Source organism: Paenibacillus sp. FSL H8-0034, from assembly GCF_038000305.1.
Lineage (GTDB): Bacteria > Bacillota > Bacilli > Paenibacillales > NBRC-103111 > Paenibacillus_S.
This window is the reverse complement of record NZ_JBBOBS010000001.1, coordinates 7,666,550-7,678,645: the sequence shown is the minus strand read 5'-3', so window position 1 is coordinate 7,678,645 and position 12,096 is coordinate 7,666,550. Positions and strand designations below refer to the sequence as shown.

The 12,096-nt window shown below is 45.0% G+C and carries 11 protein-coding genes and 1 riboswitch; of the genes, 9 read left to right on the top strand and 2 right to left on the bottom strand.

The genetic code is table 11. From position 1 onward, the window contains the following. Positions 1-220 precede the first annotated feature (220 nt). A riboswitch (cyclic di-AMP (ydaO/yuaA leader) is annotated at positions 221-356 on the top strand. Positions 357-363: 7 nt separating this feature from the next. After that, positions 364-1,155: a CAP domain-containing protein gene (locus NST47_RS34295; protein ID WP_341159121.1), complete on the top strand. Its 792-nt coding sequence runs from the start codon at positions 364-366 to the stop codon at positions 1,153-1,155. 43 nt (positions 1,156-1,198) lie between these two features. Beyond that, positions 1,199-1,846, top strand: coding sequence for a cell wall hydrolase (locus NST47_RS34290; protein WP_262682310.1), 648 nt, complete (start codon positions 1,199-1,201; stop codon positions 1,844-1,846). Positions 1,847-1,921: 75 nt separating this feature from the next. Here the strand turns inward: NST47_RS34290 and NST47_RS34285 are convergent, their stop codons facing one another. Continuing rightward, entirely contained in the window at positions 1,922-2,044 is a 123-nt protein-coding gene (locus tag NST47_RS34285; protein ID WP_256711237.1) for a hypothetical protein, read from the bottom strand. 257 nt (positions 2,045-2,301) lie between these two features. Further along, positions 2,302-3,111 carry a Cof-type HAD-IIB family hydrolase gene (locus NST47_RS34280; protein WP_341159120.1) on the bottom strand — a complete coding sequence of 270 codons (810 nt, stop codon included), beginning with the start codon at positions 3,109-3,111 and terminating at the stop codon, positions 2,302-2,304. Between the two features lie 533 nt (positions 3,112-3,644). Here NST47_RS34280 and NST47_RS34275 point away from each other — a divergent pair. From NST47_RS34275 to NST47_RS34245, 7 genes are all read left to right on the top strand, one after another. Then, positions 3,645-4,571: a carbohydrate ABC transporter permease gene (locus NST47_RS34275; RefSeq protein ID WP_341159119.1), complete on the top strand. Its 927-nt coding sequence runs from the start codon at positions 3,645-3,647 to the stop codon at positions 4,569-4,571. After that, positions 4,568-5,392, top strand: a complete 825-nt coding sequence (locus tag NST47_RS34270; RefSeq protein WP_341159118.1) for a carbohydrate ABC transporter permease — start codon at positions 4,568-4,570, stop codon at positions 5,390-5,392. The genes NST47_RS34275 and NST47_RS34270 overlap by 4 nt, the downstream gene beginning before the upstream one ends. Before the next feature lie 76 nt (positions 5,393-5,468). Continuing rightward, entirely contained in the window at positions 5,469-6,845 is a 1,377-nt protein-coding gene (locus NST47_RS34265) for an ABC transporter substrate-binding protein (RefSeq protein WP_341159117.1), read from the top strand. A 39-nt stretch (positions 6,846-6,884) separates the two neighbouring features. Next, entirely contained in the window at positions 6,885-7,628 is a 744-nt protein-coding gene (locus NST47_RS34260) for a glycerophosphodiester phosphodiesterase (RefSeq protein ID WP_341159116.1), read from the top strand. A gap of 162 nt (positions 7,629-7,790) precedes the next feature. Then, positions 7,791-8,546: an MgtC/SapB family protein gene (locus NST47_RS34255; protein ID WP_076229772.1), complete on the top strand. Its 756-nt coding sequence runs from the start codon at positions 7,791-7,793 to the stop codon at positions 8,544-8,546. Between the two features lie 177 nt (positions 8,547-8,723). Continuing rightward, entirely contained in the window at positions 8,724-10,532 is a 1,809-nt protein-coding gene (locus tag NST47_RS34250) for a sensor histidine kinase (protein ID WP_341159115.1), read from the top strand. Continuing rightward, positions 10,519-12,075, top strand: coding sequence for a response regulator transcription factor (locus tag NST47_RS34245; RefSeq protein ID WP_341159114.1), 1,557 nt, complete (start codon positions 10,519-10,521; stop codon positions 12,073-12,075). Before NST47_RS34250 ends, NST47_RS34245 begins: the two co-directional genes overlap by 14 nt. Positions 12,076-12,096 lie beyond the last annotated feature (21 nt).

Sequence of the window (12,096 nt, the reverse complement as noted above, 5' to 3'; positions counted from 1 at the left end):
GTTAGAAATCTACATCCCTACTTACATCTTTTATCGTATGTATGATCGTTTGTCCTTCATGCTTAATTTTGCACATACGAAAAGGACAGACGAATGATAGCATTCGACCCCAATAGATTGGAAAACTTTGATCAGTGTACTTCGGGTTTTCCCATGTTAAGATGAAACTCTCTTAAAAAGACAGCTAGTTTCCAAGCTGAGCATATTGTTTTTTTAAGAGACACCATTCAGGCCGAAGCTTCTTATAGAGGCATGGGGGAACCTATTATTTGGGGTGAAGCCATATTCATGGCCGGGTCCTTACTCTTTGATCCGAACCCGTCAGCTAACCTCATAGGCCGCAAAAAAGAGAGGATGTTCGAAATGATTTTGAAGAAATCTGTATTAACTGGTTTACTCGCTCTGGGTACGGTGGTTGGAGCCACAGCTGCTTCAGCTGCTCCATGCACAGTAACTACAGGTAACGATACGATGACGGTGGTTGCCAAGCAGCAAGGGATTAATTTAAGTGATCTGCTTAAAGCCAATCCACAGATTACCAATGGCAATAACATTTGGCCTGGTATGGTATTGAATCTTCCTGGCATAGGCACAGGTCAAGGATTAGGCTTCGGAACGGACTTCGGTTCAGGAACTGGCGCAGATACAAACGTAGATACAGATACAAATGTAGATACAGGTACTAACGTAGATACAGGTAATGGTGCAGCTGCAAATACAGGGACTGGAACAGGTGTGGAAACAGGTTCAGGTACAGACTCAACAGTTCAGCAAGGGACAACTGAATCCACCTTTGCCAGTCAAGTAGTCGATTTGGTGAATCAGGAACGCGCGAAGGCAGGTCTGAATCCGCTGACTAGTGACAGTGCATTATCGGCTATGGCACTGGATAAAGCGAAGGATATGTACAATAATCATTATTTTGATCATAATTCGCCTACCTACGGTTCTCCATTTGATATGATGAACACGTATGGCATCAAGTATACGTATGCCGGTGAAAACATTGCTATGGGTCAAAAGACTCCGCAGGAAGTCATGACTTCATGGATGAACAGCGAAGGACATCGACAAAATATTATGAATCCTAATTATACAAAAATTGGTGTGTCTTATTATAATGGCGAGTGGGTTCAGGAATTTATTGCGAATTAAGCATATAACCCCTTTTGCCAAAGCGAAGGGAGATAAACAACGAATGAAGCGAGTGAAAGCATTTGTTGTGGGGATCGCGCTGCTTCTTATGAGTCTGGGTACCGTGCATACGGACCAGGCTCAAGCCGCGGCTCTACTAACAAAGGGAATATCAAGCGGAGATGTATGGGATTTGCAGTTCCGTTTAAGAACAATAGGGTATGATCAACATGTACTGGATGGACAATTTGGTTCACAAACCCTGGCAACCGTTCGCCAGTTTCAAAAAGATTATGGATTAACTTCTGACGGAGTTGTCGGCGATCAAACGTGGAAATCGCTAAAAAACTATTCATTAAATCAGGCTGAGTTGGATATCATGGCCAAAGTTATTTATAGCGAGGCTCGTGGTGAACCTTACGAGGGTCAGGTTGCTGTCGGAGCCGTGATTATGAACCGGATACAATCCGGTCAGTTCCCCAATAATATTCATGATGTTGTATTTCAACCGGGGGCATTCACGGCTGTCGATGACGGACAATATACGCTGACCCCTGATGCAACCGCGTATCTGGCGGCGCAGGATGCTTTGCGTGGCTGGGATCCTACGAATCAGTCACTTTATTATTTCAATCCGATAACCGCTACCAGCAAGTGGATCTGGTCTCGACCCCAGACCGTAACCATCGGAAATCATATTTTTGCCAAATAAGAGCATGAAAGACAGTAATCGATAACGGGAGCGTGCTCCCTTTTCGGTCACTGTCTTTTTATTGTCTAACTCATATTAGAATGTTCTCAAAATAATAACAAGCAGAATGTACAGAACCAGAATAACACCTGTGGTAGTTCCCAAACCGTAACCTCCACAACTGCCACAAGAAGCGCCAACTCCACCTACATATCCCATAGTTCCAACCCCCTTCCATTTCACCTAATGTATGTTATGAAGGCAAAAGGCTAATGGATTGGACTCATAAAAAATGTGCGTTTGTAGGGGAGGAACAAGTCGTTCCAAGATAGATAGATTGACGTATGATATGATGTGGGAGAAGCCGCCAACTGCTCCCATGCTAACCCATAGATCACCCCAAAAAAAGACGGATTCCTTCGGGAGTCCGTCTTTGTCGTTATAATTCTCTTCATTAAAACGGCACTCTAACCTGCCTATCGATCAGAGCTATTTTGCAGAACAAACTTCTCCACCACATGCTTAACTCCGTCCTCATTGTTCGACAAGGTCACAAAATCGGCAATTTCCTTAAGCGATTCCACGGCATTACCCATCGCCACACCAAAACCCGCGGCTTCCAGCATTTCATGATCGTTCCAGCTGTCGCCGATTGCCATAACTTCTGACATCTCATAACCAAATCGTTCAGCCAAAAAGCGGATCGCATGCCCTTTAGTACCTTCACGATTCACGATTTCAAGGAAGTGAGGCTTCGATTTCGTAATATGTACGAGATGGCCGATTTCATTGCGAAGCTCAACCGCTACTTCATCCAATCGTCCGGGATCATCGATAATCAACAGCTTGGTCGATGGCTTATCCGCCAGCTCGTGGAACTCGGGATAGACCGTATAAGGGATCTTCGATAGGGCAGCATAATCTCTGCTTTTATCATTATCTGCTTGTACATACAAAATATCCTCTAAATAGGTTTGCAGATGAAGCTCATTGCGCTCGCAATATGCAAAAATATGATGTGCCGCGTCAGTGGGAACAGTACGTTCATAAATCGTTGCGCCATCCTCGGAATTTTTCACCAACGAGCCCTGGTAGGTGATGAGCGGAACATTCAAGCCCAGCTGGGCAGCCATTTGTTTGGCGGATGCATACATCCGGCCGGTTGCCAGTGTCACGGTAACGCCCTGCGCCAAAGCCTTTTCCAAAGCCGCCTTGGTTCCCTCGGTTATTTCCTTACGGTCGTTGATCAGCGTATCGTCGATATCGATTGCCAGCATTTTGTACATCGTGGTTCCACTCCTTTGTCGGTCTACGGCTCTTATTATACATGAGAAGCGTGAACATCGCACTGACTTGGAAGTTGATTATGAATGACACACTACGGGTATGGGAAACCATTTGATCCTGGAGAAAGCATGATCCAACGCTATTCATTTCATGAAATAAATAGACATTGGTCAATAAAAATGGCCAGTTTGGGTACTATAAAAGTGTTGAAAAATTTAATGTTAAGAAATTGTAAACGTTTTATTGACAAAATTGACTACTACCGTGTATGATGAAAACAAGTTAATAGTTGTGTAGGAGAATAGGAGATACACATAAACTGCTTGTTTTATAACAAAGCATTTTATGTGTTTTTTTATTCTCTAAATGTGTACCCGTGTTACCCAGAAAGCTGAATGAACGTGTCAGCGAACATCTGAGTATCCCGGATCAAGGAAGGGAGCTTCAACTCGGCAGAGGTACCATCTGTGAGTGAGAAGGGAACGCTCCCACAACTGATAAACGTAACTTTTCTAAGAAAGGGGTATGCAAATTGTCATCCAATGAAAGCGTTTTAATTAAGGCGGATAGTGCATTACTTAGAAAGAAAAAGTTAGGAGAAAACCTGTTAGCCTATTTGTTTTTGGCCCCTTCCCTGATTCTGTTTATAACCTTTTTATTTTACCCTATGCTGAAATCTGTATACCTTAGCATGACCATTACAGATCCTCGTGGAAGGGTCGTTGAGTTCGTTGGATTGGATAATTTCGCGGATTTGTTAACCTCAGGTCAATTTTATTCGAATTTGAAAGTAAGTTTACTGTTCATTTTGTTAACAGTACCTACTTCGATCATTTGGTCCCTTTTTTTGGCAGCGATCACGCATAACAAATTGCGTGGGATGAAGGTATTTCAGTTTATTTTTTCATTGCCTATTGTTATTTCTGTGGGTACTGGTTCAATTATCTGGTTTTTGTTGTTCCACCCGACGGCGGGTATGCTGAATTATTTCTTAAGTTTTGTTCATATCGGTCCCATTCCGTGGTTAACCGACCCATCCTGGGCACTGGTATCGATTTCCCTCATGACGATATGGATGAACATGGGCTTCCTGTTTATCGTGTTATCCAGCGGGCTGCAGGGTGTTCCTGAGGAAATATATGAAAGCGCCAAAATTGACGGCTCCGGACCTGTGCGGACATTTCTCCAAATTGTTTTGCCACTGTTGACGCCTACGATCTTTTTTGCCCTAATTGTATCAGTAATTGGTGCTTTCCAGACCTTTGGGCAAATTCACATTTTAACTAAAGGCGGCCCCATGAATTCAACCAATGTTGTCGTGTATTCGATTTATCAGGACGCGTTCGTTAATTTCCGTTTCGGGATCGGGAGCGCACAGGCATTGATTTTGTTCCTGATCATCCTGGCCTTGACCTTGTTCCAGTTTAAAGTTTTGGAGAAGAAGGTGCATTATCAATGATTGCAAAGAGAATCACACCGGTTATTCAGTACCTGCTGCTGCTTTTGATGGCTCTCGCGGTTTTGTATCCGCTGTTATTTAGCATATTATCGTCGTTCATGACGGAGAAGGAAGTTTCCAACTTTCCACCGCCCTTATTCCCATCTCAATTGTATTTAGGGAATTTCAAGCAGGCTATCGAAAGCTTCCCCATTATCCGTTTCATTTTGAACAGCTTTATTGTGTCATCGGCAATCATGGTGAGCCAGGTCATTACATCAAGCTTAGCCGCCTATGCCTTTTCCTTCATGAAGTTCAAAGGGAAAAACGCGTTGTTTGCGATCTTTCTCGCTACTATGATGATTCCTTGGGAAGTCACGATTATTCCGAATTACCTGACGATTAAAAGCTGGGGTTGGATGGACAGCTATCAAGGTTTGATTGTGCCTTTTATGGCGGGAGCATTCGGTGTATTTCTACTTCGCCAATTTTTTCTGCAGCTGCCAAACGAGCTGTTCGATGCATCAAAAATCGACGGATGCGGACACATCAGAAACTTTTTCTCGATTGTTCTACCGCTTTCGAGACCGGCTCTTTCAACCCTTGGGGTTTATGTTTTTCTGACGCATTGGAACCACTACCTATGGCCACTGCTAATTACGAATCGACCTTCCATGAGAACGGTGCAAATCGGTGTCGGTATGCTTCAGCATGCTGAGGTTATGTCGTGGAACCTGATCTTGGCAGGGGTAACCTTGGTGCTTTTACCTTCTTTTCTTTTACTGGGTATGGGCGTTAAGCAGCTGGTAGGCGGAATTACCGCAGGAGCTGTAAAAGGATAAACAAGACTTAATGATCCGGCTGTTATTTCAGGCCTATCATAGATGCAATCACTTTGAATGAGGAGAGGGAAAAACGATGAGAAAAAAAGGGTTTACGGGTTTACTAATGGCTTCCATTATGATTTTTCTAGCTGGATGTAACGTAAATATGGGTGAGGGCGACGGTGCTAAAAAAACAACAGAAGCGCCCAAGGCAGGTGAAAGCAAGGCTAGTAGTGCTCCGAAAAAAGTTGTATTCTGGCATGCTATGGGCGGATCGAATACCAAGGTTGTTGAGCAGCTGGTGACCGATTACAACTCATCCCAGAATAAAGTCCAGGTAGAGGCTGTGTACCAGGGCAGCTACGACGACCTGCTCAGTAAGCTGAAAGCTTCGATGGGCACGAATGAGGGCCCTTCCGTTGTCCAGATGTATGAAATCGGAAGCCGCTTTATGATCGATTCCAAGGCGATTACGCCGATGCAAAATTTCATTGATGCCGATAAGTGGGACATTTCGCAGCTGGAGCCGAATATTGCTGGTTACTACACGTTGGGCGGCAAGCTGTATTCGATGCCTTTCAATACGTCTAATCCTATCCTGTACTACAATAAGGATTTGTTCAAAGCAGCTGGTCTTGATCCCGCCAAACCTCCAAAAACATACGAGGAGTTGAAAACAGCGGCTGATGCAATTACGAAATCCGGTAAAGCTACCGGTGCCAACTTTGCGATTTATGGCTGGTTTATTGAGCAGTTTTTTGCTAACCAGGGAGCCGAATATGTAAACAATGGGAACGGCAGAACTTCGCCGGCTACAGAATCGCTGGTGAACGCGGATGCAGGGGTGAAGACATTGACCTGGTGGAAGGACCTTGTCGATACGAAAGCCGCCAACAATCTGGGACGTAAAACAGATGATTCCAAAAAAGCATTTTCGGCGGGGCAAGTGGGTATGATTCTGGAATCCACAGCAGCACTTAAAGGGCTTGTAGACAGTGCGGCCGGTAAATTCGAGGTCGGAACCGGATACCTGCCTAAACCTGCGGATGCCAAAGAAGGCGGCGTCGTTGTCGGTGGAGCGAGCTTATGGATGATGAATAATAGACCCGATGATGAGCAAAAGGCGACTTGGGATTTCATTAAATTCCTGACATCACCCAAAGAGCAAGCCTACTGGCATATCAACACCGGATACTTCCCAATCACTAAAAAGGCTTATGATGACGATACGGTTAAAGAAAACCTCAAAAAGTTCCCGCAATTCCAGACCGCTATTGATCAGCTGCACCAAACCAAGCTGAACACGGCTACACAAGGCGCAGTCATCGGTGTATTCCCTGAAGCGAGACAAATCGTCGAGGGTGCGATCGAAGAGGTGCTGAACAACAAGAAGTCACCTAAGGAAGCTTTGGATGGAGCCTCCAAAGAGATCAGCTCGAAAATTCAACAATACAACAAAACGGTAAAATAAAACGAAAGGGGCTGCGGCCCCTACCAGAAAGGGCAAGGTATGTCGAACAATAAACCTATGATTATTGCACATAGAGGAGCAAAAGGGATGGCCCCGGAAAATACTCTGGGTGCCTTCCAGCTTGGTTTGGATCAAGGATGTCAAGGAATCGAACTGGATATTCATTTGACCGCTGATGGTGAAATCGTAGTATGCCACGACCTGACCTTAGATAGGACGACCAACGGCAAAGGCCGTATTGTGGAGAAGAAGCTGTCAGAAATCAAAACCTTGGACGCGGGCTCCTGGTTTGGGGACGAATACAAGGGAGAGACCGTTCCAACCTTGAATGAGGTTATGGACCTTGTGCCCGATACGATCATGATCAATGTGGAAATTAAGTATGCATACGAAGGTCAAATCGAGCATAAACTGTTAGACTTACTGAAGCAAAGAAGTCGTCTGAATAACGTTGTGATTTCATCCTTCGACCATAAGTGTGTGAGGCGGATTAAGCTGTTGGAGCCCGAAGCCAAAATTGGATTGCTGTATCAATCCAATTTATTGGACCCGACTGCTTACGCACGCAGCTTTGATGTCGATGTGTATTCGCTCCACCCTTATTATCAACTGCTGGATGCAGAGGATGTACAGAAAGCCACAGAAAGTGGACTTTATGTATATCCTTATACCGCGAATGCAGAAAGTGATCTGCTGAGGCTGACCCAGTACGGGGTTTCCGGGATTATTACAGACTATCCGGGCCGCTTGGGAGCGCTATACCAAGACAGGGAATCGCAATAACCTAATATTCTTTGACAGGCCCCAAAAAACGTTGCCCTTATTATGTAGACAATGTTAAAATCACTCTTAATTACGAAAAAGCCTGATCCAAATATGAACTGGAGACAGGCTTTTTTAGCTATGCGGCGTTAACCATTTCACCAAGAGAGGAGACTGGATTTGATGAGTGTTTGGGAAATAAGTCATTGGGAACTAGTCGTTCGCATGATATTGGCAGTAGTCCTGGGTGGTTTAATCGGTATTGAAAGAGAATGGAGTAATCATGCAGCGGGCTTTCGCACGCATATCTTGGTTTGTCTCGGCTCCGCTACCATCATGCTTTTATCCAGCTACGGTTTTTCGCAGTTTGCCAATGAATACAATGTGAGAATGGATCCCGCTCGTTTGGCGGCACAAGTCATTAGCGGCATTGGTTTTCTGGGTGCCGGGGCGATCCTTCGTAATGGAAATATGATCAAAGGACTGACAACAGCCGCATCGGTGTGGGTTGTTGCTGCAATCGGCTTGAGTGTGGGCGCCGGTTTTTATATGGGTGCCTTGCTGTGCACGTTTCTTGTATTGATCAGCTTGTTTTTGTTGAATAAATGGGAAAAACATTTGCTTCGCAATCGAAGATACCATGAAGTGGGTATTCATATTATCGACAATCCAGGCTCGCTCGGCAAGATTGCGACGATCTTGGGGGACTATGATCTTGCCATCGTTAATTTGAAAATGATACCGAACGAAAGTACGCCGGACGATCCATTAGCAGTACCCTCCATGCAAATCCTGTTCAGCCTGAAAATTCAAAAGCAGGAGAATCTGGTCATTGCTCTGGAGCATATTGCGAAGCTGGACGTCGTACTCTCGTTAGAGTCTCAACATATAACTTCTATTAAAAGCACGGGGTCCAAAATGAGTGTTTTTTCCGAATAAGCTTAATCTGAACGTTGTCCATACCCTTGCATGCACTTTCCTAACGATGAACCACATCTTTAGGAAGGTGCATTTTTATGTACAATCGTATTCAAATTGTGTGATAGAATGCTAACTAATAGAGCATGTTGATGTATGGAAATTCGGTTTACTATTTGAATAACAGGAGTACTTACGATGCCGATCTGGATTCGATCATTATTAGGAATCAACAGAAGCTTCAGAGTAAAGCTGATTCTCAACTTATCTGTCATTATCTTGCTGGCTTTTGGCGTAACCGGTTATTTGACGTACCAGTATAATATGAGGCTGTTTGAGGAGGAAATCAGCAAGCAGTTTTCGAGCACGAATCAAGAGGCTTTGGCCAAGATGGATCTTAAAGTACAGGAGATTATGCGAATTTCGCAGACGGTTGTATTTAATCCGCAAATTGAAAAGATGATTAGACAAATCAACTCCAATGAGGGCTCTGACGCATTCAGCGTATATTATGATAAAAAGCAAATTGAGGATCAAATTTTTCAGATTAAGTCCGATGCGCCTTACATTACCGGGATGTATCTGTATGATCTGGACGGAAACTCTACGTATTTCAAATACACCACCTCAGCGATCAACACTCTCGATCAAGATGTGTTTAGAGTCATTCGCTCGAAGCTTGACGATACCTATGGAGATCTGATCTGGATGAATATGGCTTTGCCAAGCTCGATAGAGCCGAGTGGGCTTAGGAAAACGATTATTACGTCCCGATTGATGAAAAACAGCAACTTAAATACGTACGGTGTGCTGGTCATCACAATAGACGAATCTTTCTTTTCCAGTGCGCTCAAAGAATTGACGAAGGAAGGAACAGGTGATGTCCACTTGTTCAATCCGAATAAGGAGCTGCTTTACAGCAACTCACCGCAGGACTCGGAGGCAAGACTTCAGCAGCTGAGAAGCCTTAACGAAACGGAAGTTATCCATAATGATATGTTTGTTCAAGGCGAATCGAAAACGACTTCATTCAAGCTGGTTAGTGGCACTTCATTGACAGAAATTCAGAAAAAGAACCGTGACATTTTCCAAAGAATTGTATATTCCGGTTTGATCAGCATCCTGCTCACGAGCGGTTTAATTGTGCTGTCCACGGGAAATTTGCTGAGACCACTTAAAGATTTGTTGCAAGGGCTGCGCAAGGTACGGTCCGGGGATTTTGAGGCGCGAATCCAGATTCGAACGAAAGACGAGCTGGCTTATATCGCGGAAAGCTTTAATAATATGGCGGAGCAGGTTGAGCGGTTGATCAAGGAAGTGTATATGACCCAGTTAAGCGAGAGAGATGCTGAGCTTAAAGCGCTGCAGGCGCAGCTGAATCCACACTTTTTGCATAATATGTTTAACGAGATCTACTGGAAGCTGTATTTGCAGGACGAGAAAGAGACGGCTTCCTTGATCGCAGCGATATCGGAAATGTTAAAGTATTCTTTAATGCCCGTCAAAACCTTAACTACCGTGAGAGAGGATTTGCAGCAGATCCGTAATTATGTCAAGCTGCAGGCGGAGCTGTTTGAAGCGGATTTGGAAACCATTATCCAAGCAGATGAACAAATCCTCGAATGTGAAATTATGCGTTTTCTGATTCAACCGCTTGTCGAAAATGTATTTGTCCACGGATTCCGCAATAAAGTATCCCATAAAATCCTCTTGATCAAAGCACGCAGTCTTGGTGGTTTTCTGGAGATCGAAGTGACGGATAATGGCTGCGGTATGGAGGAATCGGTCATTTCTTTGCTGCTTAGACGGGAAGGTACTTCCTTGCCACAACGTTCGGACGGGCGGGAAAGCCTTGGGGTGAGAAGTGTCGTTAGAAGAATCGAGCTCATACACGGTCCGCCTTATCGGCTGGAGATTGTTAGCGGACTCGGAAGCGGGACCACGATGCGGCTTATATTGCCCAACATCAACATTCAGAAGGGAGAACAGGAGCATGCTGAAAGGTAAAGTGCTAATTGTGGAGGACCAGCCTAATTTTCGCAAGGGACTGATCAAGATGTTTGAGGAGGGGCAGCTGGGATGGCAGGTTGTTGGTGAAGCCGGGAATGGACAGGCTGCTCTGGAGCTGCTGGACCAAGTCAAGCCCGATCTGGTGCTTACCGATATCCGCATGCCGATTATGGACGGTATTGAGTTCGTCGGGCATTTACGCCGCAGCTACCCGGATATGCTGGTGGTCATTTTGACCGGATACAAAAATTTTGAGTATGCCCAGGCCGCCGTACGCCATGGAGCGCTCGATCTCTTGATCAAGCCGTGTACAGAGCAAGATGTGCATCAGGTAATGAACAAAGCGTATGAACGGTTTTATGAAAAGATTGCGCTGCTGGAGAAGCAGCATGTGCAGCACAAGCAGCAGCAGGATCAGGAGCTGCGTGCGGCTTTATTGGACTTGCCTTATTCGATGGCTATATCCAGCAGTTTGGACGAAATTCTGAGGGGCCAGGAGTTGTGGCTGCTGCAGTGGATTTATGAGGACACAGCCATTCATCATTACGGGAAACATGACATGAGTCTGCTTCAGTTTGCTTTCTCCAACATTGTCGAGGAATTGGTGAAAGAAGCAGCCATTCACGCAAGACTACTGCTCGTTGAGCACAACCGCTTTGTTCTGATCGCCGAAGCGGGTATGTTGAATGAGAGCTTGAAAGCAGCGATTCGGGATGCATCGCTACAATATTTAAAAATTCGGATTGAAATGATTTCGATGGGAGCCGCACCTACTGCCAAACATTTGGCTGGCTTATACAGCAGATTCAAAGGGCTGGATTACGAAGCAGCAGACCCGCACGCTGCAGGCGAGGGCATAGGAGGTTATGGTACAACACTGTCATCCAACCAGGCCCGAGTCAAGGAATTGGAAGTTCAGCTGATGTCTGCGATATTGATGGGCCAGGAGGATAGTCTTCAGCAGCTGTTGGATCGACTGGTTAAGGAGCTGTCCAGCAAATCACCGGAAGAGATGAAGATAGGGGCGCTATCCCTTTCCATTGCTTTGCTAGGTACGATACAGAAGCAATTTGATCCTGATGAAAACAGCCTGCTGCCCAAAATCCCCAGTGACATGCCGGAGGCTGACTGGACTCCAGAAGAGGTCACCCTGTGGGCGAGCGAGCAAGTAGAGAACTTTTTGCTGCTGTTCAATAACTGGCAGGCACTTAAAAATGACAATTTGATTGAGAAAGCCGTCAAATATATTGAAGAATATTATAATGAAGCTTGCAGACTGACAGATGTAGCGGCTTATGTGCACCTCAATGCTAGCTACTTTAGTGTATTGTTCAAGAAGACGGTAGGTGAGAGCTTTACCCGGTTTGTCACACGAACCCGTATGGACAAGGCAGCCCTGCTGCTGCGCAACACCGATATGAAAATTTTTGAGATCGCTTGTGCTGTCGGATTTGATGAACCGAACTATTTTACGAATGTGTTCAAGCAGCAGTATCAAATGACACCTAAAGAATATCGCAATTATCGGGTACCCGAATGATGGGTTTTAACCAAATATAAA